This is a genomic window from Citromicrobium bathyomarinum, from assembly GCF_038594485.1.
Classification (GTDB): Bacteria; Pseudomonadota; Alphaproteobacteria; order Sphingomonadales; family Sphingomonadaceae; genus Alteriqipengyuania; species Alteriqipengyuania bathyomarina_A.
This window is the reverse complement of sequence record NZ_JBCFZG010000001.1, coordinates 300,008-322,788: the sequence shown is the minus strand read 5'-3', so window position 1 is coordinate 322,788 and position 22,781 is coordinate 300,008. Positions and strand designations below refer to the sequence as shown.

23 protein-coding genes and 1 tRNA gene are annotated in these 22,781 nt (G+C 66.2%); 14 read left to right on the top strand and 10 right to left on the bottom strand.

Annotated elements, in window-relative coordinates; genetic code table 11:
• Window positions 1–13 precede the first annotated feature (13 nt).
• The 3 genes from AAG591_RS01540 (at window position 14) to AAG591_RS01530 (ending at window position 2,525) form a co-directional block, all read left to right on the top strand.
• Window positions 14–463, top strand: a complete 450-nt coding sequence (locus AAG591_RS01540; protein WP_342529139.1) for a hypothetical protein — start codon at window positions 14–16, stop codon at window positions 461–463.
• 38 nt (window positions 464–501) lie between these two features.
• The gene (gene truA / locus AAG591_RS01535; protein WP_342529138.1) at window positions 502–1,257 is read left to right on the top strand and encodes a tRNA pseudouridine(38-40) synthase TruA; all 756 of its coding nucleotides are present in this window, start codon (window positions 502–504) and stop codon (window positions 1,255–1,257) included.
• A 155-nt stretch (window positions 1,258–1,412) separates the two neighbouring features.
• Window positions 1,413–2,525, top strand: coding sequence for a zinc-binding dehydrogenase (locus tag AAG591_RS01530; RefSeq protein WP_342529137.1), 1,113 nt, complete (start codon window positions 1,413–1,415; stop codon window positions 2,523–2,525).
• A gap of 108 nt (window positions 2,526–2,633) precedes the next feature.
• Here AAG591_RS01530 and AAG591_RS01525 read toward each other — a convergent pair whose 3' ends face one another.
• On the bottom strand, window positions 2,634–3,611 hold the full coding sequence (locus tag AAG591_RS01525; protein WP_342529136.1) for an asparaginase: 978 nt from the start codon (window positions 3,609–3,611) through the stop codon (window positions 2,634–2,636).
• Window positions 3,612–3,696: 85 nt separating this feature from the next.
• Here AAG591_RS01525 and AAG591_RS01520 point away from each other — a divergent pair.
• Window positions 3,697–3,772 (top strand) — tRNA-Val (locus tag AAG591_RS01520).
• Window positions 3,773–3,824: 52 nt separating this feature from the next.
• The gene (locus tag AAG591_RS01515) at window positions 3,825–5,048 is read left to right on the top strand and encodes an FAD-dependent oxidoreductase (protein WP_342529135.1); all 1,224 of its coding nucleotides are present in this window, start codon (window positions 3,825–3,827) and stop codon (window positions 5,046–5,048) included.
• A 12-nt stretch (window positions 5,049–5,060) separates the two neighbouring features.
• Here AAG591_RS01515 and AAG591_RS01510 read toward each other — a convergent pair whose 3' ends face one another.
• Entirely contained in the window at window positions 5,061–5,630 is a 570-nt protein-coding gene (locus tag AAG591_RS01510; RefSeq protein ID WP_342529134.1) for a TlpA family protein disulfide reductase, read from the bottom strand.
• Between AAG591_RS01510 and argH the strand changes: the two genes are divergently transcribed.
• The 3 genes from argH to lysA are packed head-to-tail and all read left to right on the top strand — an operon-like array spanning window position 5,614 to window position 8,570.
• On the top strand, window positions 5,614–7,038 hold the full coding sequence (argH, locus tag AAG591_RS01505; protein ID WP_342529133.1) for an argininosuccinate lyase: 1,425 nt from the start codon (window positions 5,614–5,616) through the stop codon (window positions 7,036–7,038). The genes AAG591_RS01510 and argH overlap by 17 nt on opposite strands.
• Window positions 7,038–7,295, top strand: coding sequence for a hypothetical protein (locus AAG591_RS01500; protein WP_342529132.1), 258 nt, complete (start codon window positions 7,038–7,040; stop codon window positions 7,293–7,295). Before argH ends, AAG591_RS01500 begins: the two co-directional genes overlap by 1 nt.
• Before the next feature lie 15 nt (window positions 7,296–7,310).
• Complete coding sequence (gene lysA / locus AAG591_RS01495) at window positions 7,311–8,570, top strand: diaminopimelate decarboxylase (RefSeq protein ID WP_342529131.1); 1,260 nt, start codon at window positions 7,311–7,313, stop codon at window positions 8,568–8,570.
• Window positions 8,571–8,583: 13 nt separating this feature from the next.
• On the opposite strand, the gene AAG591_RS01490 is transcribed toward lysA, so the two are convergent.
• Window positions 8,584–9,621, bottom strand: coding sequence for a MarR family transcriptional regulator (locus AAG591_RS01490; RefSeq protein WP_342529130.1), 1,038 nt, complete (start codon window positions 9,619–9,621; stop codon window positions 8,584–8,586).
• Window positions 9,622–9,723: 102 nt separating this feature from the next.
• Window positions 9,724–11,013, bottom strand: a complete 1,290-nt coding sequence (locus AAG591_RS01485; RefSeq protein ID WP_342529129.1) for an adenylosuccinate synthase — start codon at window positions 11,011–11,013, stop codon at window positions 9,724–9,726.
• Window positions 11,014–11,239: 226 nt separating this feature from the next.
• On the opposite strand from AAG591_RS01485, the gene AAG591_RS01480 reads away from it, so the two are divergent.
• On the top strand, window positions 11,240–12,061 hold the full coding sequence (locus AAG591_RS01480) for an aldo/keto reductase (RefSeq protein WP_342529128.1): 822 nt from the start codon (window positions 11,240–11,242) through the stop codon (window positions 12,059–12,061).
• On the opposite strand, the gene AAG591_RS01475 is transcribed toward AAG591_RS01480, so the two are convergent.
• Window positions 12,058–12,465 carry a DUF1622 domain-containing protein gene (locus tag AAG591_RS01475; protein ID WP_342529127.1) on the bottom strand — a complete coding sequence of 136 codons (408 nt, stop codon included), beginning with the start codon at window positions 12,463–12,465 and terminating at the stop codon, window positions 12,058–12,060. The two genes, AAG591_RS01480 and AAG591_RS01475, sit on opposite strands and share 4 nt — an antisense overlap.
• Window positions 12,466–12,609: 144 nt before the next feature.
• Here AAG591_RS01475 and AAG591_RS01470 point away from each other — a divergent pair, with 144 nt between their 5' ends.
• Window positions 12,610–13,503, top strand: a complete 894-nt coding sequence (locus AAG591_RS01470; protein ID WP_342529126.1) for a hypothetical protein — start codon at window positions 12,610–12,612, stop codon at window positions 13,501–13,503.
• An 18-nt stretch (window positions 13,504–13,521) separates the two neighbouring features.
• Window positions 13,522–13,671 carry a hypothetical protein gene (locus AAG591_RS01465; RefSeq protein ID WP_342529125.1) on the top strand — a complete coding sequence of 50 codons (150 nt, stop codon included), beginning with the start codon at window positions 13,522–13,524 and terminating at the stop codon, window positions 13,669–13,671.
• Here AAG591_RS01465 and AAG591_RS01460 read toward each other — a convergent pair.
• From AAG591_RS01460 to AAG591_RS01450, 3 genes are all read right to left on the bottom strand, one after another.
• A complete protein-coding gene (locus tag AAG591_RS01460; RefSeq protein ID WP_342529124.1) occupies window positions 13,668–14,768 on the bottom strand; it encodes an ATP phosphoribosyltransferase regulatory subunit in 1,101 nt (366 codons plus the stop codon). The two genes, AAG591_RS01465 and AAG591_RS01460, sit on opposite strands and share 4 nt — an antisense overlap.
• 125 nt (window positions 14,769–14,893) lie before the next feature.
• The gene (gene serA / locus AAG591_RS01455; RefSeq protein WP_342529123.1) at window positions 14,894–16,477 is read right to left on the bottom strand and encodes a phosphoglycerate dehydrogenase; all 1,584 of its coding nucleotides are present in this window, start codon (window positions 16,475–16,477) and stop codon (window positions 14,894–14,896) included.
• 131 nt (window positions 16,478–16,608) lie between these two features.
• Window positions 16,609–17,760, bottom strand: a complete 1,152-nt coding sequence (locus AAG591_RS01450) for a phosphoserine transaminase (RefSeq protein WP_342529122.1) — start codon at window positions 17,758–17,760, stop codon at window positions 16,609–16,611.
• 186 nt (window positions 17,761–17,946) lie between these two features.
• Here AAG591_RS01450 and AAG591_RS01445 point away from each other — a divergent pair, with 186 nt between their 5' ends.
• The gene (locus tag AAG591_RS01445) at window positions 17,947–19,107 is read left to right on the top strand and encodes a glycosyltransferase family 4 protein (protein WP_342529121.1); all 1,161 of its coding nucleotides are present in this window, start codon (window positions 17,947–17,949) and stop codon (window positions 19,105–19,107) included.
• On the opposite strand, the gene AAG591_RS01440 is transcribed toward AAG591_RS01445, so the two are convergent.
• Complete coding sequence (locus tag AAG591_RS01440; RefSeq protein WP_342529120.1) at window positions 19,099–19,557, bottom strand: hypothetical protein; 459 nt, start codon at window positions 19,555–19,557, stop codon at window positions 19,099–19,101. The two genes, AAG591_RS01445 and AAG591_RS01440, sit on opposite strands and share 9 nt — an antisense overlap.
• An 87-nt stretch (window positions 19,558–19,644) precedes the next feature.
• A complete protein-coding gene (locus tag AAG591_RS01435; RefSeq protein ID WP_342529119.1) occupies window positions 19,645–20,478 on the bottom strand; it encodes a PadR family transcriptional regulator in 834 nt (277 codons plus the stop codon).
• Window positions 20,479–20,578: 100 nt separating this feature from the next.
• Between AAG591_RS01435 and AAG591_RS01430 the strand changes: the two genes are divergently transcribed.
• Entirely contained in the window at window positions 20,579–21,901 is a 1,323-nt protein-coding gene (locus AAG591_RS01430) for a replication-associated recombination protein A (protein WP_342529118.1), read from the top strand.
• Window positions 21,898–22,779: a hypothetical protein gene (locus AAG591_RS01425; protein WP_342529117.1), complete on the top strand. Its 882-nt coding sequence runs from the start codon at window positions 21,898–21,900 to the stop codon at window positions 22,777–22,779. Before AAG591_RS01430 ends, AAG591_RS01425 begins: the two co-directional genes overlap by 4 nt.
• The last annotated feature ends 2 nt before the right edge of the window (window positions 22,780–22,781 follow it).

The following is a 22,781-nucleotide window of genomic DNA, read 5'->3' as shown; positions in this document are numbered from 1 at the left end:
CGGGGGAAGCGGCATGAGACGGGGATTGGCAGTGATCGTGGCGACGGGCGCAGGGCTCGCCGCCTGCGGAGGCGCAGCGCAAAGCGAGACGACTGCCGCAGATGTGCCCGATGGCCTGATCACCTGCGCGATGCCCGATTACGATGGCGTCTCCGGGGTTACCGTCACGCAATCCTTCATCCTGATCGACGGACGGGTGAAGCGGTATTCCGATTTCAACAACCAGGCCTTCGACCTGTGCGCGCCCGGACAGGATGGATGTTCGCTCGGCATCGAGGATGGCGCAATCGCGATGACCTACACCAGCCCCAAGGGCGTCGGCTCGCGCTATCGCGTGGACCTCGCTTCGATGGATATGGAGGCATGGGAGACCAAGCCGGGCGAGGCGGAACGTCGCGTCTCTTTCGCAAAGGGCTCAAAATGCGTGCGCGGGCCCCTGCCCGAAGGTCTCAAGGTCAACTGACGGCTTGCCTCAGCGGCTGCCTGCCCTAGCAGGGCGGGATGGCCCCGACCCGCTACTCCCTGACGCTCGAATTCGACGGCACCCCCTTCTTCGGCCTGCAACGCCAGAAGGACGGCCCGAGCGTGCAGCAGGCGGTCGAGGAAGCGATTCTGGGCGTCACGGGCCAGGAGGTGACGCTGCACAGCGCAGGCCGCACCGATACCGGCGTCCATGCGCTGGCCATGCGCAGCCATTTCGATGACGAGAGCAAGCTGACCCCGTTCCGCATGGGCGAGGCGATCAACGCGCATCTGCGCCCAGCCCCGATTGCCGTGACGAAATGCGAGGCGGTGCCGGAAGACTGGCACGCGCGCTTCAGCTGCATCGGCCGCCGGTATCTCTACCGCATCATCAACCGCCGCGCGCCGCTGACGCTGGAGAAAGACCGCGCGTGGCTGGTATCGCACGAATGCGATGCTGAAGCGATGCACCGCGCGGCGCAGGCCCTCGTCGGGCATCACGACTTCACCACCTTCCGCTCGGTCCACTGCCAGGCGGCGAGCCCGGTGAAGACGCTCGACCGGCTGGATGTGGAACGCGTGGGCGACGAGATCCGCGTGCACGTCGCCGCGCGCAGCTTCCTGCATCATCAGGTGCGCAGCATGGTGGGCTGCCTCGCGCTGGTCGGCATGGGTCGCTGGAACGAGAGCCGCATTGCGCAGGTTCTGGAAGCGAAGGACCGGCAGGAACTGGGCCTCAACGCACCGTCGCACGGGCTCTATTTCGTCGAAGCGATCTATCCTGAGGCGCCGTAAACCCACCCCGCTGCGACTATCTCGCTACGCTCGAAGTCTCGCTGCCCCTCCCTTGAGGGAGGGGTTTGGGGTGGGTGTTCGGCAGTTGTAACTCGCGCAAGGGCCACCTAGGTCGCGACGGCATAAGTTTCTAATCGCAACGAAAGGGACGAGGAATGACCACCACCGGCAAACAGATTTTCACCACGCTCGAAAACGATGGCACGCTGACCGTCGAAATCGGGACGAGCGAATTTCCCGAGCCCAAGGGCAATCAGGTGCTGGTCAAGATGGAAGCCGCGCCGATCAACCCGAGCGACCTTGCCCTGCTGCTCGGCCCGGCAGACCTCGAGAACGCCGACTATTCCGACGGCAAGATCGTCGCCAAGATGCCCGAACCGTTCAACTCGGGTGCCAAGGGCCGCCACGGCCAGCGCCTGCCGGTCGGCAATGAAGGTGCGGGCGAAGTGATCGCGACCGGCGACAGCGATATGGCCAAGGCGCTGATGGGCAAGCGGGTCGCCTGCGTCCCCGGTACGGCCTACGCCGAATATGCCATCGCCGATGCGAGCATGTGCCTGCCGCTGGGCGACATTTCGTCGAAGGACGGCGCGTCGGCCTTCGTCAATCCGATGACCGCGCTCGGCTTCGTCGAGACCGCGAAGATGGAAGGCGCCAAGGCGATCCTGCACACCGCCGCCGCCTCCAACCTCGGCCAGATGCTGGTGCGGATCTGCCAGGAAGACGGCGTGCCGCTGGTCAACATCGTGCGTCGGCAGGAACAGGTCGACGTCCTGAAAGAGATGGGCGCGGAGCATATCGTCAATTCCTCGGACGACGATTTCATGAGCCAGCTTCGGACTGCGATCGACCAGACCGACGCGTTCTTCGGTTTCGACCCGATCGGCGGCGGCAAGATGGTCGATCACTGCTTCAAGGCGATGGAGCAGGTCGCGGTCTCCAAGATGACCGATTACAACCGCTACGGCTCGAACCAGCAGAAGAAGATGTACATTTACGGCCGGCTGGACCTCGGCGCGACCGTGCTGAGCCCCTCCTACGGCTTCGGCTGGACGCTGTCGGGCTGGCTGCTGACCCCGTTCCTCCAGAACGCGGGCATGGAAACCGTGATGCGGATGCGCAAGCGCGTGCTCGACAACCTGACCACCACCTTCAAGAGCGAATACACGAAGGAAGTGACCCTCGAAGGGATGCTGGAGAAGGACGCGGTGCTGCAATACCGCCAGATGCGCACGGGCGAAAAGTACCTGGTTACCCCGCACGGGTAATCCACCTCACACCCCTCCCCCTTGAGGGGAGACCCGGGTGGGGGTGTGCCACGCCGATGGCGCAGAGCCCCCACCTCCAACCCCCTCCCCCAAGGGAGGGGGCTATTCTTACCGCCCGTCGAAGTAGCGTTGCGCCTCTGCCGGGTCGGTAATCCCGTTGGCGATCAGCAGCGCGGTGAGCAGCCGTGCCTTGGGCACGCCGAGTGCGCGGGCTGCGACGAAACCGTCGGGGTCGTCGCTCGGCAGGCGGTCGACCAGCCCTTCGTCGGTGCGGCTGGCGCGCACCACCAGCGCGCCGCGGCGGGCATGCTCCAGCAGCACCTGCCGTACGGGATCGGGCATATTGCCCTCGCCCACACCGGACACCGCAATTCCGGGCGGGTTGTGCGCCAGCTGGCGCGCTGCCTCCGCCGCGCTCATCCCGGCGTAAATCGCCAGGATCGGCACTTCGGGCAGGGGCAGGAATTTCAGCAGGGCATGATCGTCCACCCGCCACGGCGCGCCGAACCAGTCGAGCCGCGAGGGCGTGACGATGGCGACCGATTCCCTCGGAAAGCCGCGAAACGCCTCGGTCGCGCGGGTCTGCGCCTTGCGCACGTCGCGTGCCGAGTGGACCCGGTCGCCCATCACCACCAGCACCCCGCGCCCGGCGGCGTTCTGGTCGCCCGCCACCCGCACCGCATTGGCGAAATTGCGCATCCCGTCATAGCCGACCGCGTCGGTCGGCCGCATCGCGCCGACCAGCACCACCGGCTTGGTGCTGGGCAGCGTCAGGTCGAGCAGGAAGGCGGTTTCCTCCGCCGTGTCGGTTCCGTGGGTGACGATTACCGCGTCGACCGAATCGTCGCGCATCGCGCTGTCGATCTCGGTATGCAGGCGCGACCAGATCGACGCATCGATATCTTCCGATCCGATATTGGCGATCTGCCGTCCGGTGAACTGCGCCGCAACGCCCAGCCCGGCGGCCTCGTTCAGATAGTGCTCTATCCCCACCTGCCCGGGCCGGTAATCGTGCCGCATGGCGTCGCCAGCCTCCCCGGCGATGGTGCCTCCGGTGGCGAGAACGAGGATACGGGGGAGCGTCATGGCCCGCCGCCCTAACGACTGAGTGCATCCTTTCAATTGATTTTGAAACTTTGCACGCTAGATAGCGGCCCTTCCGATCTGGATCGGGCGATTAGCTCAGTTGGTAGAGCGCTTCGTTTACACCGAAGATGTCGGCAGTTCGAGCCTGTCATCGCCCACCATTTCCCCTTTCATCGCTTGTCGCGCCCACGCTGACACGGCATTGCTGTGGCGATGACCCGGTTCGACATCGCGATTGCCGGATGCGGTCCGGCGGGGCTCGCCGCCGCGCTGCTGCTTCACCGGCAGGGCCACCGCGTCACCCTGTTCGAACGTTTCGAGGAACCGCGCCCGATCGGTTCGGGCCTGATGATCCAGCCGAGCGGGCTCGCCGTTCTCGAAGCGCTGGGTCTGGCGGCGGAGATTTTCGCGCACGGCGCTCCGATCCGCGCGCTGCACGGGCTCAACCATCAGGGCGATGTCGCCCTCGATGCACGCTATACCGACCTCGGCGTGCCGGAAGCCTGCGGAATCGGCATCCATCGGGGCAGCCTGTTCGCGATCCTGTATCGCGCGGTGATGGCCGAAGGGATCGCCATCGAAACGGGTTTCCCCGTCGCGGCGAGTAGTCTTCACGCCGGTGGCCGGACGCTGACCAGCGACGACGGACGCACCACGCCGCGCTTCGATCTGGTGGTCGATGCCCTCGGCACATCCAGTCCGCTCGCCCCGCCCTGCGGCGAATGGCTGGCTTTCGGCGCTTTGTGGGCTACGCTCGACTGGCCGGAGGGGGCGCCGTTCGACACCGGCCTGCTCGAACAGCGCTACACCCACGCCGCACAAATGGCGGGGGTGCTGCCGACAGGAACGCGGGTCGACGGTGCGCGCAGGGAGCTATCTTTCTTCTGGTCGCTCAAGGCGTCGGAACACGACCGCTGGCGCGGCGCAGGACTCGCGGCGTGGAAGGCGCAAGTCTGCGCGCTGTGGCCCGATTGCGACGGCCTGCTCGATCAGATTGCGGAGCCCGAAAAGCTCACCTTTGCACGCTATGCCCATCGCCGCGTGGCGGAGCCGGTGGGCGAGCGGCTGATCCACATCGGCGATGCGTGGCACTCGGCCAGCCCGCAGTTGGGCCAGGGCGCGAACATGGCGCTGCTCGATGCCTTTGCGCTGGCGCGGGGGCTGGAGACCGACGGCGAATTGGCCGAGCGGCTCGCTTACGCGGCGCGGCTGCGCCGTCGCCATGTGAAGCTCTATCAGGCCCTCACCTGGGCGGCGACGCCACTCTACCAGTCGGACAAGGTGTGGCACGCGCTGCTGCGCGATTTCCTGCTGGCTCCACTGGGCCGGGTGACGCCGGGTCCGTCGATTCAGGCACGCCTCGTCGCCGGGCTGGTCGGCAATCCGCTCGGCCCGCTGGGCCTCAGCCTGCCCGACTACGAAGCGCTCGCTCGCTAGCGACCGGTCCGGTCAGAGCATGTCGACGACTTCCTGAACCGCATTGCGCGCCTTGTCGCTCGACCAGTCCAGTTCGCCGGTCACGCGCCAGACTTCCTGCCCGGTGCGATCGTACATCACTGTGACCGGCAGCGTCGAAGCCCCGATTCCCTCGCCGAGAGAGAGCTGCGGATCAATCCATGGCGGCAGGCTGTTGATGTCGTTCTTCTTGAAAAATGCGGTAATCTTCGCAGGATCGCCCATGTCCTGGCTGACGGTAACGACGTTCAATTCTTCGCCGTAGTCCGCCGCCATCTGATCGAGCTGCGGCATTTCCTTCACACACGGCGCGCACCATGTCGCCCACAGGTTCAGCAGCACCGGGCGCCCCTGCAACGCGCCCAGGTTGAGCACGGTACCTTCCGGGTCGGCCAGGTTGGCCGCGGGCATCAGGTCGCCCGCGTGGCTCCGGTCGATCTCTCCCGGCTTCGCAGCCTCGCTTGCCTCTGCCTTGGTCTCTTGCGGGGACTCGTCCCCACTCCTATCGCACCCGCTCAACATCACAGCGAGGGCGAGCGCGGGCAAAATGGCTGATCGGAACACGGACAACTCCACGGCGCAGGGCAGCAACGCCATGTGGGGCGGCCGCTTCGCAGACGGGCCTAGCGCGATCATGCGCGAAATCAACGCCTCGATCCCGTTCGACAAGGCACTCTGGCGGCAGGACATCGCCGGATCGCGCGCGCATGCCGCGATGCTGGCCGCGCAGGGTATCCTGACGGCCGAGGATGCGAAGGCCATCGATGAGGGCTTGCAGGCCATCGCCGCCGAGTACGAGCGCGAAGGTGTGCCCGAAGACTGGGACCTCGAAGACATCCACATGACCGTGGAATCGCGGCTGACCCAGCTGATCGGTCCGGTCGCGGGGAGGCTGCACACCGCGCGCAGCCGCAACGACCAGGTGGCAACCGATTTCAAGCTGTGGGTGCGCGAGGCAATCGGGCAGATCGACACCGGGCTCGCCGCCGTGCAGGCCGCGCTCGTCACGCGGGCCGAGCAGCACGCGGACGACATCATGCCCGGCTTCACCCATTTGCAGACCGCGCAGCCGGTCACGCTCGGCCATCACCTGATGGCCTATTACGAGATGCTGCGGCGCGACCGGATGCGCTTTGCAGCGGCGGCGGAACGGCTCGACGAATGCCCGCTGGGTGCCGCCGCGCTGGCGGGCACCGGCTTCGATCTCGACCGCGAAGCGACTGCGCAGGCGCTCGGCTTCGCGCGGCCCACCGCCAACAGCCTCGACACCGTATCCGACCGCGATTTCGCGATGGATTACCTGCACGCGGCGAGCCTCGTCAGCATCCACCTGTCGCGACTGGCGGAAGAGATCATCATCTGGGCGAGCCAGCCCTTCGGCTTCGTGCGCCTGCCCGACAGCCTTTCGACCGGCAGCTCGATCATGCCGCAGAAGAAGAACCCCGACGCCGCCGAGCTGGTGCGCGGCCACGCAGGGCGGATCATCGGTGCGGCGACCGCGCTTTCGATCACCATGAAGGGCCTTCCGCTGGCCTACGCGAAGGACATGCAGGACGACAAACCGCCGGTGTTCGAGGCGCACGGACTGCTCACCCTGTCGCTCGCCGCGTGCGAAGGGATGATCGCGGGCGCCGATTTCGACACAGCCAGGATGCTGTCGCTCGCGGGCAGCGGGCACTCCACCGCGACCGATCTGGCCGACTGGCTGGTGCGCGAGGCAGGCGTCCCCTTCCGCGAGGCGCACCACATCACCGGCGCTGCGGTGGCGCGCGCCGATGCGAAGGGCTGCGCCCTCGCCGAACTAACCGCAGACGACCTTGCGGCGATCGACGCACGCGTGACGCCCGAAGCGCTCTCGCACCTCTCGCTCGAAGGGTCGGTCGCGTCGCGGCAGAGCTATGGCGGAACCGCGCCCGATCAGGTACGAAGGCAGGTGAAGGCCGCGCGCAAGGCGCTGGGCCTGGACACCTGATGCGAGACACCATGCGCACCCGCCTGCTTCCCCTCCTCTGCGTTCTGCCACTCGCGCTCGCCGCTTGCGGCCAGCGTGCCGGGCTCACGCCGCCTCCGGGCCAGAGCCTGCCCACTGCGCCCTATGGCAGCGCGACACGCCCGACCGCCGATGAACTGCTGACGCCCGGCGGGATCGTCGTCCTTGAACGCGATACCGAACTGCGCACGCAGTCCGAGGAGCGCGAAGACGACCCGTTCGACCTGCCGCCAGAATAAGCGACGCATACATTTATGGACCATTTCGCCAGCACCGGCGGCATTCTGCATGCCGAAGACGTCGCCCTGCCTGCCATTGCAGAGGCGGTGGGCACGCCGGTCTACGTCTATTCGCAGGCCACCTTGCAGCGCCACGCGCGCGTCTTTCGTGAAGGGCTGTCAGCGCTCGACAACCCACTGATCGTCTTTGCGGTGAAGGCCAATCCGAACCTCGCCGTGCTGCGGGTGTTGCAGCGCGAGGGGTTCGGGGCGGACGTTGTCTCGGGCGGCGAGCTGCGCCGTGCGCTGGCGGCGGGCATCTCGCCCGACAAGATCGTGTTCTCCGGCGTAGGCAAGACCCGCGCCGAGCTGGAGCTGGGGCTCGATACGGCGATCACCCAGTTCAACATCGAATCGCGCGAGGAAGGCATCGAGCTGGCGGAGATTGCTGCCGCACGCGGAGAGCGCGCTCGCGCCGCGCTGCGGATCAACCCGGACGTCGACGCGGGCACGCACGAGAAGATCAGCACCGGCAAGGCGGACAACAAATTCGGCGTGCCGCTTCACCATGCACCGCAGATCTTCGCCGATCTGGCCGCGCGCGACGGATTGCAGCTGGACGGGCTGGCGATCCATATCGGCAGCCAGCTGGCCGACCTCGCTCCGCTGGAAGCCGCGTTCGAGCGGATCGGCACGCTGCTGGCCGAGTTGCGCGCGAGCGGCCACACGATCGCGCGCGTCGATCTGGGGGGCGGCCTGGGTGTGCCGTACAAGGCGGGCGAGACCTTCCCCACCCCCGCCGAATATGGCGCGATGGTCGCGCGCGTAACTGCCGGATGGGATGTGCAGCTGGCGTTCGAGCCGGGGCGTGTGATTGCGGGCAATGCCGGGGTCCTGCTGACCCGCGTGATCCGCGTGAAGGAAGGGCTGAACGCGCCTTTCGTTATCGTCGACGCGGCGATGAACGATCTGGCGCGGCCTGCGCTCTATGGCGCGTGGCACGATTTCGACGCGGTGGCAGAGACGAGCGAGCGGGTCACCGCCAACATCGTCGGCCCGATCTGCGAGACCGGCGACACCTTTGCGCGCGACCGCGACTGCCCGGCGCTTGTGGCGGGGGATCTGGCGGTGTTCCGCACCGCCGGGGCGTACGGCGCGACCATGGCCTCTTCCTACAACTCGCGCGGTTTCGTGCCCGAAGTGCTGGTCAGCGGCAGCGAGTTCGCAGTCGTCGCCGACCGGATCGACGCGGGCGCGATCATGGATGCCGAGCGGGTGCCCGACTGGCTCGACTGATCGCCGATACGACCTAGATTCCTGCGCAATCGCAGTCGCCCACCGCCTCGAAATAGCGCGCCATCGCGTCGAGCGCGGTCTCGCTCAGCGCGACGAAGGCACGGCGCCGGTCGACCCGGTCCTCTTCGCGCACCAGCAGGCCCTGCCGCGTCATCTGACCGATCCAGCGCAGCGCGGTCGTCGGCGGCACGCCGCTGGCGATGCATAGCGAGGTGACCGACACACGACGCCCCTCGGCCCGCGCAGCCGTCAGGTCGAGCAGGATGTCCCACGCGGGATCGGCAAACAGCTCCGCATCCAGAAACCGCGCGCGCAGCTGCCGCTTGCGGATCGTCGCCCGCACCCGTTGCGGCGTGGGGAGGCGCGCAGGCTTCCCGCGCATCGTGCCGCCCTCTTCGTGGATGAAGCTGCGGCCCGGGCTCGCGACGCCGGTGGCAAAAGCGAACGCGCCCGCTGCGCCGTCCTCCTCCCCCACAAGTCCGTCGAGCTTCTGTGCCAGCACGGTCACCCGCTCGACCAGGCGCATCACCGCCACCCGGTCTTCACCCGACAAATCGCGCACGCGTCGCTCGAACAGCCCCGACAGCGTCTCGCCGAAAGCGACCAGCCGTTCCGCCCGGCCCGGCTCGACCAGCAGCACCGGATCGGCGGCCTTGGACGAGACCATGACCGGCTCGAGCGCGCCGATCGTGGTCGACACGATCAGCCGCGCACCCGACCGGACCGCCCGCTCCGCCAGTCGCTCGATCAGCGCGAGCGTCGGCGCGTCGGCGGCGGGTGCATCGACCAGCACGATATCGCCCAGCGGGCGCGCAGTGCCGCCTTCCGACGCGGCGACGGGTTCGGACTGGACCACGCGAAATCCGGCCAGCTGCGCGTCGGCCTGCATTTCCGAACGCAGGTAGCCACGGTCCGCGAACAGCGAGATCGCGACCGGCAGGCCCGCCGCATCGCTCGGCGCGTATGCCTGCCCGCCAGAGGGCGCATCGGCCACCGGCGCGTAGCTGAGATCGGTCTTGTTTCCGGCGGCGCGCGACTCGGTGTGAAGCATCACTATTCCCTCTTTGTTCTACACGCATTCATGAGAACAAAGGGGGAATAAGTCAATCGCATCCAAAATGGAGCGGATTGCCCGCCCCGCTCGGCATCGCGCCTAGTCTTCGAACGGATCGCGCACCAGGATCGTGTCCTCACGCTCCGGGCTGGTCGAAACCAGCGCCACCGGGCACTCGATCAGTTCCTGGATACGGCTGATATACTTGATCGCGTTGGCAGGCAGATCGGCCCAGCTGCGTGCACCGGCGGTGCTTTCCGCCCAGCCCTCCATCTCTTCGTAGATCGGCTCGCACCGTGCCTGGCTGGCCGCGTGGCTCGGCAGGTAGTCGTAGATCTTCCCGTCGAGGCGATAGCCGGTGCAGATCTTCACCTTGTCCATCCCGTCGAGCACGTCGATCTTGGTCAGTGCAATGCCGGTCACGCCCGCGATCGAGCAGGTCTGGCGCACCAGCACCGCGTCGAACCAGCCGACGCGCCGCTTGCGCCCGGTGACCACGCCAAACTCGTGCCCGCGCTCGCCCAGCCCCTGACCGATCTCATCGGTCAGCTCGGTCGGGAAAGGCCCGCTGCCCACGCGCGTGGTGTAGGCCTTGGTAATCCCGAGCACGAAGCCGGTCGCATTGGGGCCAAGGCCCGAACCGCTCGCCGCCGTGCCGCTGACCGTGTTGGAGCTGGTGACGAACGGATAGGTGCCGTGATCGACATCGAGCAGCACGCCCTGCGCGCCTTCGAACAGCACGCGCGCACCCGCCTTGCGCACCTTCTTCAGCCGCTTCCACACCGGCTGCGCGAATTGCAGCACGAAGGGCGCGATCTCGCGCAGGTCTGCAATCAGCGTTTCGCGGTCGATCGGCGGCTCGTCAAAGCCCGCGCGCAGCGCGTCATGGTGCGCGCACAGGCGATCGAGCTGCGGCTCGATCTCGTCGAGATGCGCCAGGTCGCACACGCGGATCGCGCGGCGGCCGACCTTGTCTTCGTAGGCCGGGCCGATCCCGCGCCCGGTGGTGCCGATCTTGCCCTGCCCCGCTGCGGTTTCGCGCAGGCCATCGAGATCGCGATGGAGCGGCAGGATCAGCGGGCAATTATCGGCCACGGCGAAGTTGTCGGGCGTGACCTTCACCCCCTGCCCTTCGAGCTTCTCGATCTCTGATTTGAGCGCCCACGGGTCGAGCACCACGCCATTGCCGATCAGCGAGAGCGTGCCGGTCACGATGCCCGAGGGCACCAGAGAAATCTTGTAGGTCGTGCCATCGACGACCAGCGTATGGCCCGCATTGTGGCCACCCTGAAAACGAACCACGGCATCGGCGCGGCTGGCGAGCCAGTCGACGATCTTGCCCTTGCCCTCGTCCCCCCACTGGGCGCCGATCACGGTTACATTGGCCACACTTACACTCCTTCAAATCCTTGCGCGCACCGTCATATATCGGCGATGGCAAAGGCCCGCCTGACACACCTGACACAGTGTCCAAGGGGCGAAAAACACGCGGCCCGAAAATGGCCGCGCACAGGCGCGCGCCTATGGCATGGGCGATGCGGGTAGGAAACGCCTTATCGGCATCGGGCGGGACATTTTGGCCCGCGCATGTGTTGGGGAAGCAAAAGGAGATTTCATGAGCACAGAGCACCAGACCCTCACCCTCAACGATGGCCGCCGGATTCCGCAGCTGGGCTTCGGAACCTGGCAGATCGAGGAAGAAGACGCGCCCAAGGCGGTCCGCACCGCGCTCGAAACCGGATACTGGCTGGTCGATACCGCCGCGATCTACAAGAACGAGAAAGGCGTCGGCGAAGGCATCGGCGACTGGGCCGACATCTTCCTCCAGACCAAGATCTGGAACGAGAGCCAGGGCTACGACCGCACCTTGAAAGCCGCGGACAAATGCCTCGAACGGCTGGGCCGCGACCATGTCGACATGCTGCTGATCCACTGGCCACAGCCTGAACGGGGCCTGTTCGTCGATACATGGAAAGCGCTGATCGAGCTGCGCGATTCCGGCAAGGCCAAGTCGATCGGCGTGTCCAACTTCCGCGAGGAAGACCTGAAGCGGATCGTCGACGAGACCGGCGTGACCCCTGCCCTCAACCAGATCGAACTGCACCCCAGTTTCCAGCAGCGCGCAATGCGCAAGGTGCACGATGATATGGGCATCGTCACTCAGAGCTGGTCGCCGCTGGGCCAGGGCAACGGGATGAGCAACGACACGGTGAAGGCGATTGCCGAGGAAACCGGCCAGTCGGCCAGCGCGGTCATCATCCGCTGGCATATCCAGCATGGGCTTTCCGTCCTGCCGCGATCGACCAACCCCGATCACATCCGCGACAACTTCAAGGCGCTGTCGTTCGAACTGAGCGACGACCAGATGGCGAAGATCGACGCGCTCGACAGCGAAGACGGCCGGATGGGCCCCGAACCGGGCAGCTTCAACGACTAACGCTGCTCCGTCTCGCCGCGCGCCTCCGACTGGAGGGTCGCGCGGCGCCACGGCCACACGCCCTCGATCTCGGTTTCCAGCGCGAAGCTGAGGAAGGTTCTGATCAACACCACCGCGCCTAGCAGCAGGATACTCTCCGGCGTGATCGGCGCGGTGATGGTGGCGATAATGTCCGCCGCGACCAACAGTTCGAGACCCAGCAGGATTCCGCGCCCAAGATTGGACCGCAGGCGAACGTAGGCACCGCGCCAGTCGCGCACGCCATTTTCATCGCACATCTTGCCATCCCGTACGAACGACACCGCCGACAGGATGATCCCGAACAGGATGACGGCAACGCCGGCGAGTTCGATAATGCGCGAAATCGCGCTGACGAATTGATGGATGGTATCTAGCGGTAGCATGAGTCGCCAACTCGGGCGCGCAGACCCGCGTTCCCGAATGTCCGGCCCGAATATGCCCGACCGAATGGCTGCCACGTCTGTCGACACCCCTTGACCGTATTAATCACCTAACGCACATGGACGATCTTCTAACGGAGCTCGCCCATGTCGTTATTGTTGGCCGTTTCCCTTCTTGCGCAGGCGACCGGATCGGCTCCCCCGCCTGACGATCTGGTCGATATCGTCGATGCCATGGCGCAGGAGCGCGGCGACCTTACCCCCGTGCTGGTGCTGGGCACGTCGCACCTCTCGTCACTGCCCAACGATTTCCCGACCGAACGGTTCGATCCGCTACTCGACGAGCTGGAGGAATGGGCGCCAGAGGCGATCGCGATCGAGGGGATCGAGGGGGTGCAGTGCGACAACCTGCGCATGTTCGATCCGGGCAATGCCAATAGCTATTGCCCCGATCCCGAACCGGCGCGCGCCGCGCTGGGCGTGAGCGCGCGCGATGCGCAATTCGGGGTGATGGACCTGCTCGCCAAGCCAGCCGACCAGCGGAGCATCGCCGAACGCCGGCGGCTCGTCGGCCTGTTTCTCGCTATCGGGGAGCCGGAATCGGCGCTGGTCCAATGGCTCCGCCTGCCCGAAGCCGAACGTGCCGCGGGCGACGACTTGCCCGCGGAACTCGTCGCATTCCTCGAAAAATACGACACCCGGCTGAACGAGAACGTCGTCATCGCAGTGCGGCTGGCGGTGCGGCTCGGCCTCGACCGGGTCGATCGGGTCGACGACCAGATGAGCGGCAGCGATCCCAAGGACCCGGAAGCCTACGGCCCGGAGATCAGTGAAATCTGGGACAATGCGCCGACCAAGCAGCGCATCGCCGAATATGAGGCGTGGGACGCCGCGATGGAGGATGGCTCAATGCCGATCCTCGAATGGTATCGGCGGTACAATTCCCCCACCTCGCTCGCGCTGGCGATGGCAGGCGATTTCGGTGCGGCTGCGGGCGCACGCACGCCAAGCGATGCGGGCCAGACCTATCTCGCCTATTGAGAGACGCGCAACCTGCGCATGGTCGCCAATATCCGCCAGGTCATCGGCACGGACACGCGCACGCTCGCCATCGTGGGCGTGTCGCACAAGCCCTATTACGATCGCTACCTCGGCATGATGAGCAATATCGAGCTGGCCGATACCGAGGCGGTGCTGAGCGGCGACTAGAGCGCCGCCACCCCGCCATCTTCCAGCCGGTGCGTGCAGCCGAGCGCGCGCGGGTCCTCGTCGGCGGATAGCGCCGCCAGCGTGCGCCAGCCGTCCTCGCGCAGCTGCGCCGCAGCTTGCGTGTCGTGGCCGAGCGGGAGGTAGAGCATGTCGCGTGGTTCGCCCGCGTCGAGCAGGGACAGCGCCTGTCCGAGATAGATCGAGAAGCCGGTTGCAGGCTCGTCGGTCCCGCGGATCAGATACGTCCCGCCCCGCCCCAGCGCGCCGCGCGCTTCGCCTGCGTAGAGCGTGAAGCCGAACCAGCTCTGGTATTCGAAGCCGTGGCGTTCCGTGGGGTCGAGCGTGATGCGCGCACGGTCGCCGACCGCCGCTGCGATGGCTTCCAGCCCCTCGATCCGGCTTTGAAGCACGCCGCCCGCGTCGACCGCGCGCAGCCTGTCGAGCGCATCGGGGAACGGACCGGCGGCGTGGATCAGCGGCAGGAAGGCTTCCCCGCCGACCGCCTTCAGCCCGCCTGCATCCTTGGTATCGAGTTCGCGGCGGACATCCTCTGCCTGTTCGTCCGACAGCGGGAACGGCCCGGCGGCGAGCGTGGAGACGAGATCGGGCAGCGTGAAATCGACCGAGATCGAACCGATGCCGACCTTCTCCAGCGCGGTAATCGCGGTCAGCACGATCTCGCTCGCGGCAGCGATGCTGTCCGACCCGATCAGTTCGGCGCCGACCTGCAACCGCTGGCGCACCGGATCGAGCTGGTCGGCGGAAATCCGCGCGACCTCGCCTGCGTAGCATAGGCGCAGCGGCCGCGCGCGGGCGGCCAGCGCGGTCGCGGCGATCCGCCCGATCTGCGGGGTGATGTCGCTGCGCAGCGCGAGCGTGCGCAGGCTCGCCGGATCGACGAAGCGGAACATCGCCCGCGTCTGCAGCCCGTCCATCCGGTGGCCGAGCGACTTTTCGAACTCGATCAGCGGCGGGCTGACCCGGTCGTATCCATGCGCGTCCATCGCCTCCAGCGCGGCACGCATCGCGCGCGCCAAGGCGGCGGATTGATCGGGCAGGTTGTCGGCCAGCCCTTCGGGCAGCAGGTCGTCGGTCATGGCTTTATTCTAAACTCCGCTCGCCCTGAGCTTGTCGAAGGGCCGTAGTTCTTCTGGTCTGGGGCGCCGGTAGAAGAAAGGGCAATGCTTCGACAAGCTCAGCATGAACGGATTTTTTCAGGTAGCTAGAAACTCAGCGCCGTCACCGTCCGCACGCCTTCCAGCGCCTCGGCTTCTTCGATCAGCGCGTCGTCGACCGGCTGGTCGAGGCTCAGCAGCAGCACCGCTTCCCCGCCCGCTTCGCGGCGACCGAGGTTGAAGGTGCCGATGTTGATGCCCCGGTCGCCCAGCAGCGAGCCGATGCGTCCGATGAAGCCCGGCGCGTCGTCGTTGACGACGTAGAGCATGTTCCCGTCGAGCTCCGCCTCGATCCCGATACCGAAAATCTCGACCAGACGCGGGGCCTCGCGCCCGAACAGCGTGCCCGAGACCGAGCGGCGACCGGCGTCGGTTTCCACCATCACCTTGATCAGCGTCTGGTAAGTGCCTTCCTTGCTCGAACGGATTTCGCGCACTTCCATGCCGCGATCCTTCGCCAAAAAAGGTGCGTTGACCATGTTCACGCTCTGCGAATAGCGGCGCATCAGCCCTGCGAGCACCGCAGCGGTGATTGGCTTAGGGTTCAGCTCTGCCGCGTCGCCTTCCAGCTCGATGGAGATTTTTGGCAGGCTACCATGCGCCAGCTGCCCGACCAGCGAACCGAGGCTTTCGGCGAGCTGCATGTAGGGCTTGAGGCGCGGAGCTTCCTCGGCGCTGAGGCTGGGCATGTTGAGCGCGTTGGTGACCGCGCCGGTGAGCAGGAAATCGCTCAGCTGCTCGGCCACCTGCAGGGCGACATTCTCCTGCGCTTCGCGGGTCGATGCGCCCAGATGCGGGGTGCAGATGAAGCCGGGCTTGCCGAACAGCGGGCTTTCCTTGGCCGGTTCGGTCTGGAACACGTCGAGCGCGGCGCCCGCGACATGGCCACTGTCGAGCGCGTCGGCCAGCGCCGCCTCGTCGATCAGCCCGCCGCGCGCGCAGTTGACGATCCGCACGCCCTTCTTGGTCTTGGCGAGGTTTTCGCCTGAGAGGATGTTGCGCGTCTCGTCGGTCAGCGGGGTGTGCAGCGTGATGCAGTCGGCACGGCGCAGCAGATCGTCCAGCTCGACCTTCTCGACGCCGATATCGACGCTACGCTCTTCGGTCAGGAAAGGATCGTAGGCGATCACCTTCATCCGCAGGCCCTGAGCGCGCGATGCGACGATGCTGCCGATATTGCCCGCACCGATCAGGCCCAGCGTCTTGCCGGTCAGCTCGATACCCATGAAATCGCTCTTGGGCCATTCGCCATTCTGCGTGCGCGCGTTCGCCTGCGGAATCTGGCGGGCGAGAGCGAGCAGCATGGCGATCGCGTGCTCGGCGGTGGTGATCGAGTTGCCGAAAGGCGTGTTCATCACCACGACGCCGCGCTCGCTGGCGGCGGGGATGTCGACATTGTCGACCCCGATCCCTGCGCGGCCGATGACCTTCAGATTGGTCGCGGCCTCCAGGATCTCGGGCGTGACCTTGGTCGAAGAACGGATCGCAAGGCCTTCATATTCGCCGATAATCGCCTTCAGCTCATCGGGCGAAAGGCCGGTCTTCTCGTGCACTTCGCAGCCGCGCTCGGCGAAAATCTTGGCGGCATCGGGGCTCATCTTGTCGGAAATCAGGACTTTGGGTTTGGTCATGGGAATACTCCAACCACGAAAGACCGTTCGCCCTGAGCTTGTCGAAGGGCTGCACTTCACGTGTGCGTCAGGTCTTTAGCAAAAAGCAGTGCTTCGACAGGCTCAGCACGAACGGGGATGAATAAGGGGCGCTACTTCTGCAGCTCGGCGAAGGCCCACTCGATCCACGGCAGCAGGCGCGCGATATCCTCGGCTTCGACCGTGCCGCCGCACCAGATGCGCAAGCTCGGCGGCGCGTCGCGGTAGCCGTTGAAGTCGTAGCCGACGCCTTCGGCCTCCAGCATCTTGTAGATCTTGCCGGGAACCGCTGACTGCTCGTCTGCCGAGAGACTATCGAACCACTCGCCCTGGAAGACGAAGCACACGCCGGTGTTGGTCCGCTTGGCCGGATCGTCGACCATGTTGCGCACGTAAGGCGTCGCCTCGATCCAGTCGGTCAGCACCTTGGCGTTGGCGTTGGCGCGTTCGATCAGCGCAGGCAACCCGCCGATCGACTTGCCCCATTCGAGCGCGGCGATGTAATCCTCGGTCGCCAGCATCGAAGGCGTGTTGATCGTCGCGCCTTCGAAGATCGCGGTGTTGATCTTGCCGCCCTTTTTCAGGCGGAACAGCTTGGGCAGCGGCCATTCGGGATCGTAGCTTTCGATCCGCTCGACCGCCTTGGGGCTGAGGATCAGCATCCCGTGCTGCGCTTCGGAGCCCATCACCTTCTGCCAGCTGTAGGTCGTCGCATCGAGCTTCGCCCAATCCATCTCCTGCGCGAAGACGGCGCTGGTCGCGTCGTTGATGGTGATGCCCTTCCGGCCAGGTTCAAGCCAGTCGGTATTGGGAATGCGCGCGCCAGACGTGGTCCCGTTCCAGGTGAAGACGACGTCGTTTTCCTGCGGGATCGAGTTCAGGTCGGGAATCTCGCCGTAAGGCGCGTCGAGGACCTGCAAGTCAGGCAGCTTGAGCTGCTTTACCGCATCCTGAATCCAGACATTGCCGAAGCTTTCCCACGCCGCGACGGTTGCGGGGCCTGCGCCCAGCATCGTCCACATCGCGCATTCGAGCGCGCCCGTATCCGAACCGGGCATAATGCCGACGAGATAGTCGTCGGGCACGCCCAGCAGTTCGCGGCTGAGGTCGATCGCGTATTTCAGACGCGCCTTGCCGACCGAGGAACGGTGCGAGCGGCCCAGCGATTCGGTTTTGAGTTTGTCGAGCGACCAGCCGGGGAACTTGGCGGTCGGACCGGACGAAAAGAAAGGACGCTCCGGACGGAGCGTGGGTTTGTCAGTCATGTATTCTCTCCTTGCAGAGAGCTCGCGCGGCGTTGGGACCGCGTGGCCCGTCGGCGGCAATAAAGTTGCGCCGCGAGGAGTCAATGCGAAACGTGGTTATATCGACAGGGCGGGAGGCTGATTGGTTAGGCTGCGGTCTCGCCTCCCTCTCGCCATTCGGCGCCGCTGCCCCTAAGGCCGGGCGTCATGGACGTTACCGATCTTCGCGTCGCGCTGGTCAGCGGCAATTACGACATGGTCCGCGACGGGCCCACGCAGGCCCTCAACCGGCTCGTCGGCCATGTGCTCGATTCTGGTGGCGCGGTGCGCATCTTTGCGCCGACCGTGAAGAACCCGCAGGTCGAAGCGGTGGGCGAGGTCATCTCGCTGCCTTCGGTCGCGATTCCCGGACGCTCCGAATACCGCATACCGCTGGGCCTGTTTGGCGAGGCGAAGGCGAAGTTCGAGGAATTCCGCCCCAACCTGGTCCACGTCGCCAGCCCCGACCGCGCCAGCAGGCAGGCGGTCGACTGGGCGCGCAAGAACGGCGTGCCGGTGCTCGCCTCGGTCCACACCCGGTTCGAGACCTATCCGCGCTATTACAAGCTCGGCTTCCTGGAGCCTGCCGTGGAGGCATGGCTACGCGCGATGTACCGCAAGGCAGATGCGCTGGTCGCACCGTCCGAAGGCATGGTCGACGTCCTGAAAGCGCAGCGGATGCACGAGGATATCGGCATCTGGACCCGCGGCATCGACCGCAGCATTTTCCATCCCGAAGCGCGCGACATGGAATGGCGGCGCAGCCAGGGTATCGGTGACGACGAGGTGGTGATCTCCTTCCTCGGCCGGCTGGTGATGGAGAAGGGCCTCGATATCTTCGCCGACACGATCATCGAACTGCGCAAGCGGCAGGTGCCGCATCGCGTGATGGTGATCGGCGACGGCCCGGCGCGCAGCTGGTTCGAAAAGGCGCTGCCCGGCGGTATCTTCGTCGGTTTGCAGGCTGGCACCGATCTTGGCCGCGCGGTCGCAAGCAGCGATGTGTTCTTCAATCCCTCGATCACCGAGACCTTCGGCAACGTCACGCTGGAGCATATGGCCTGCGCGATCCCCGTGGTCGCGGCGAACGCGACCGGCAGCTCCAGCCTGGTCGCCGATGGAGAGACGGGCGTGCTGGTGACGCCGGGCGATGTTTCCGGTTTTGCCGACGCGCTCGCCCCCTATTGCACCGACGCCGATCTGCGCGCGCGCCACGGCGCAGCTGGGCTCGAACGCAGCCGGCCCTACACGTGGGAAGCGATCAACGCCTCGATGGTCGATACCTACCTGCGGCTCGCGAACGCGAAACCGCCCAAGCGATCAGCGTAACACGCCTTTTGAGCGCATGCTGATGGAGTAGATCAGCAGGAACGTGGCGATCGACCAGATCACGATGTTGATGATCGTGGTGACAGAGGTGTGCAGCCAGTCGGGTTGCCCGACGATCAGCTGGTAAACGGTCGTCGTCGCCAGCCCGAGCAGCGCAAGCGCGAAGGCGTGCACGGCGAAGCGGCTGCGCAGCAAAAGCAGCAGCGATCCCAGCACCGATCCCCACACGCCTATTGCCCATGCGCCATGCAGCCATGCTGGGTAACTCTGGAAATAGGCCAGCGCCTGTTCGGGAGTGGCGTCCATCCCCTCCATCATGCTTTCGAAATAGGCGAGATTGCCCAGCTGCGTTTGCAGGTAATCGTTCGCGCCGAAGGCATTCCACGCCAGCGAGATCAGCCCCACCACCCACAGGTGCCACGGCGTGCGGCGCCCCAGACTGTCATCCATTTTCGCTCTCCCCCAAAAAACGAGCGACCCCGGCCCCAAGCCTAACACTCGGAGCCGGGGCGACAAGTCCCGCGGATACGCGTAGGTTCAGAGGCGCTCGATCTTGCGCGCCAGTTCGTCGATCAGGTCTACGACCTTGTCCTTGCTCTCGCCGCTGAACTGGCCGTTGGCGGCCCGGTTGGTGATGACCGTGGCGAGATTGCCGAGCGCGCGGAGCAGATCGGGCGATCCGGCAGGCTTCGTGCGCTCCGCCTGCTTGCCGAGACGGCGCATCAGGCTGGCGACCTCGGCGCTGCTGCTTTCCAGCTCGGCCTTGCCCGCATCGGTCACGCGAAACGCCTTGCGGCTTTCGTCGCTCTCGACCGGCGCGATCATGCCTTCGTCTTCGAGCAGAGCGAGCGTCGGGTAGATCACCCCCGGGCTGGGCGCATATTCGCCGCCGGTCAGATCCTCGATCTCCTTGATCAGCTCATATCCGTGGCGCGGGGTCTCGGCGATCAGCGACAGCAGCACGAGCCGCAGTTCGCCGGGGCCGAACATCCGCTTGCGACGGCGGTGCTGGTGGCCGTGCCGATGATGCTGGCCCGCATCGTATACGCCGCCCATCTTCCAGCGGCCGCGGCCCTTGCCCATACCCATGCCTGCGCCGCCGAAGGGACCGTTATTGCCGAAAGGACCATCAGGGCCGAACGGGCCATTGCGGCCGAAGGGGCCTTCCGGACCGAACACGCCGCCGGGGCCGAAGATTGCTTCGGTCCCGAAGGCATCGGAACGCCGGTTGTCGCGCGGGCTATCGCCTTCGTCGAACTCGGCTTCGGGTTGCTCGTCGAACGCCCCATCTTCGGCGTGCTCGGGAATGCCGCCCTCGATAGGCTCCTCGCCCTCACGGCCCTGGCCATCATGCTCCGGGTGATTATCCATGCGTCTTGCTCCTTTAACGACCTATCTAAGATATATCTTAGATAGGTCGCTGCAAGAGCCCGCTGCAATTTCCCGATCAAGCGCCTATGTCAGCCGACCAATGGCCGATCTGTTCGAAAACGAGGCGCCCCCGCCCTCCTCCTCTGCCCCCGCCGAGCCGCGCGAAGATGCGCCGCTGGCCGACCGGCTCCGCCCCCGCAATCTCGGCGAGGTCGTCGGGCAGGAACACCTGACTGGACCGGAAGGCTCGATCGGGCGTATGGTCGCTGCGGGCAAGCTTTCCAGCATGATCCTGTGGGGGCCGCCGGGCACCGGCAAGACCACGATCGCGCGCCTGCTGGCCGACGCGGTGGGCATGCGATTTGCCGCGGTCAGCGCGGTGTTCAGCGGGGTCGCGGACCTCAAGAAAGCGTTCGCCGAGGCGGAGACTGCCGCAAAGGCCGGTCAGAAGACGCTGCTGTTCGTGGACGAGATCCATCGCTTCAACCGCGCGCAGCAGGACGGTTTCCTGCCCTTCGTCGAACGCGGCACGGTGACGCTGGTGGGCGCGACGACCGAGAACCCGAGCTTCGCCCTCAACGCCGCATTGCTCAGCCGCGCGCAGGTGCTGATCCTCGAACGGCTTGGGCACGAGGCACTGGGCGAGCTGCTGACCCGCGCCGAGGAACTGGAGCGCCCCCTCCCCCTCACCGAAGATGCGCGCGCTGCTCTGATCGCCTCGGCCGACGGGGATGGCCGCTTCCTGCTCAACCAGGCGGAAACGCTGTACAATGCCGGGCTGACCGAGCCGCTCGACCCGGCAGCGCTGGGCAGCTTCCTGCAACGGCGGGTGGCGGTGTACGACAAGGACCGCGACGGGCACTACAACCTGATCTCCGCGCTGCATAAGGCAGTGCGCGGCAGCGATCCGGACGCCGCGCTCTATTACCTCGCGCGAATGCTGACCGCGGGCGAGGAGCCGCGCTACCTCGCGCGGCGGCTGGTGCGCATGGCAGTAGAGGATATCGGCCTCGCCGATCCGGCGGCGCTGACGCAGTGCATCGCCGCGCGCGATGCCTACGAGTTTCTTGGGTCGCCGGAGGGGGAGCTGGCGCTGGTGCAGGCGTGCCTCTACCTCGCGACCGCGCCCAAATCGAATGCCGCCTATGCCGCGCAAAAGGCCGCGTGGCGCAGCGCGAAGGAAACGGGCAGCCTCACCCCGCCCAAGAACATCCTCAACGCGCCGACCAAGCTGATGAAGAATATCGGGTATGGCGAGGGTTACTCCTACGACCACGCGAGCGAGGATGCCTTCTCGGGCGACAATTACTGGCCCGACGAGATGGAGCCGCAGAGGTTTTACGAGCCCACCGGGCGCGGGTACGAGAAACGCCTGGCCGAGCGGATGGAGTTCTGGAACGCGCGGCGCAAAGGGCGGTCTTGAACCGCTTCTCCCACTTCCTCGCGATTGACTGGTCGGGCGCGCGCGGCGAGCGGCAAAAGGGCATTGCGCTGGCGCTGTCCGATCTGGACGGCGGCCCCCCTCGCCTCCTCCAGCGCGACAAGCCGTGGAGCCGCGAGGACGTCCTAACCTTACTGCGCGACGACCTGCCGACAAACACGCTGGTCGGCATGGACCTTGGCATATCGCTCCCCTTCGCAGATTGCGGTGCATTCTTCCCCGGCTGGGAGGACACGCCCCCTCATGCGCGGGCGCTATGGGCGCTGATCGAAGACATCTGCGCCGACGATCCGCACCTGGAGGCCACCAGCTTCGTCGATCATCCACAGCTGAGCCGCTATTTCCGCCGCCATGGCGCGCGCGAGGGGGACCGGTTTCGCGATGACGGTGCCGAACACGGGCGCGGGCGCTTTCGCGTCACCGAGCACGCGCAGGCGGCGATGGGGTGCAAGCCGTACAGCAATTTCAACCTCGTCGGTGCGGCGCAGGTCGGCAAGTCGAGCCTCACCGGGATGCGCCTGCTGCATCGTCTGGGTGGCGCGCTGCCCGTATGGCCGATCGACCCACTGCCGCGCGAAGGATCGGTTCTGGTCGAAATCTACACCTCGCTCGCCGCGCTCGAAGCGCAGCGATCGAGCGGGCGCAGCAAGATCAGGTCATACGAAGAACTCGACACGGCACTCGCTGCGATCGGATCGCCGGGCACCGGTCTGGCAGGCGCGGTCGACGACCATTCGTCCGACGCGCTTCTCGCAGCCGCATGGTTGCGCGAGGTGGGCGAGGACGCGGCGCGCTGGTCTCCGCGCGGAATGACCAAACAGATCGCGCGCACCGAAGGGTGGACCTTCGGCGCGCGCTGAGC

Coding starts and splice junctions, on each gene's coding strand:
- AAG591_RS01460 (WP_342529124.1), bottom strand. CDS start 14,768: ATGACCGACGACCTGCTGCCCGAAGGGCTGGCCGACAACCTGCCCGAT.
- AAG591_RS01480 (WP_342529128.1), top strand. CDS start 11,240: ATGAGCACAGAGCACCAGACCCTCACCCTCAACGATGGCCGCCGGATT.
- AAG591_RS01490 (WP_342529130.1), bottom strand. CDS start 9,621: ATGCTTCACACCGAGTCGCGCGCCGCCGGAAACAAGACCGATCTCAGC.
- AAG591_RS01465 (WP_342529125.1), top strand. CDS start 13,522: ATGGTCGCCAATATCCGCCAGGTCATCGGCACGGACACGCGCACGCTC.
- AAG591_RS01470 (WP_342529126.1), top strand. CDS start 12,610: ATGTCGTTATTGTTGGCCGTTTCCCTTCTTGCGCAGGCGACCGGATCG.
- lysA (WP_342529131.1), top strand. CDS start 7,311: ATGGACCATTTCGCCAGCACCGGCGGCATTCTGCATGCCGAAGACGTC.
- AAG591_RS01430 (WP_342529118.1), top strand. CDS start 20,579: ATGGCCGATCTGTTCGAAAACGAGGCGCCCCCGCCCTCCTCCTCTGCC.
- AAG591_RS01515 (WP_342529135.1), top strand. CDS start 3,825: ATGACCCGGTTCGACATCGCGATTGCCGGATGCGGTCCGGCGGGGCTC.
- AAG591_RS01530 (WP_342529137.1), top strand. CDS start 1,413: ATGACCACCACCGGCAAACAGATTTTCACCACGCTCGAAAACGATGGC.
- argH (WP_342529133.1), top strand. CDS start 5,614: ATGGCTGATCGGAACACGGACAACTCCACGGCGCAGGGCAGCAACGCC.
- AAG591_RS01500 (WP_342529132.1), top strand. CDS start 7,038: ATGCGAGACACCATGCGCACCCGCCTGCTTCCCCTCCTCTGCGTTCTG.
- truA (WP_342529138.1), top strand. CDS start 502: ATGGCCCCGACCCGCTACTCCCTGACGCTCGAATTCGACGGCACCCCC.
- serA (WP_342529123.1), bottom strand. CDS start 16,477: ATGACCAAACCCAAAGTCCTGATTTCCGACAAGATGAGCCCCGATGCC.
- AAG591_RS01435 (WP_342529119.1), bottom strand. CDS start 20,478: ATGGATAATCACCCGGAGCATGATGGCCAGGGCCGTGAGGGCGAGGAG.
- AAG591_RS01450 (WP_342529122.1), bottom strand. CDS start 17,760: ATGACTGACAAACCCACGCTCCGTCCGGAGCGTCCTTTCTTTTCGTCC.
- AAG591_RS01440 (WP_342529120.1), bottom strand. CDS start 19,557: ATGGATGACAGTCTGGGGCGCCGCACGCCGTGGCACCTGTGGGTGGTG.
- AAG591_RS01475 (WP_342529127.1), bottom strand. CDS start 12,465: ATGCTACCGCTAGATACCATCCATCAATTCGTCAGCGCGATTTCGCGC.
- AAG591_RS01445 (WP_342529121.1), top strand. CDS start 17,947: ATGGACGTTACCGATCTTCGCGTCGCGCTGGTCAGCGGCAATTACGAC.
- AAG591_RS01540 (WP_342529139.1), top strand. CDS start 14: ATGAGACGGGGATTGGCAGTGATCGTGGCGACGGGCGCAGGGCTCGCC.
- AAG591_RS01525 (WP_342529136.1), bottom strand. CDS start 3,611: ATGACGCTCCCCCGTATCCTCGTTCTCGCCACCGGAGGCACCATCGCC.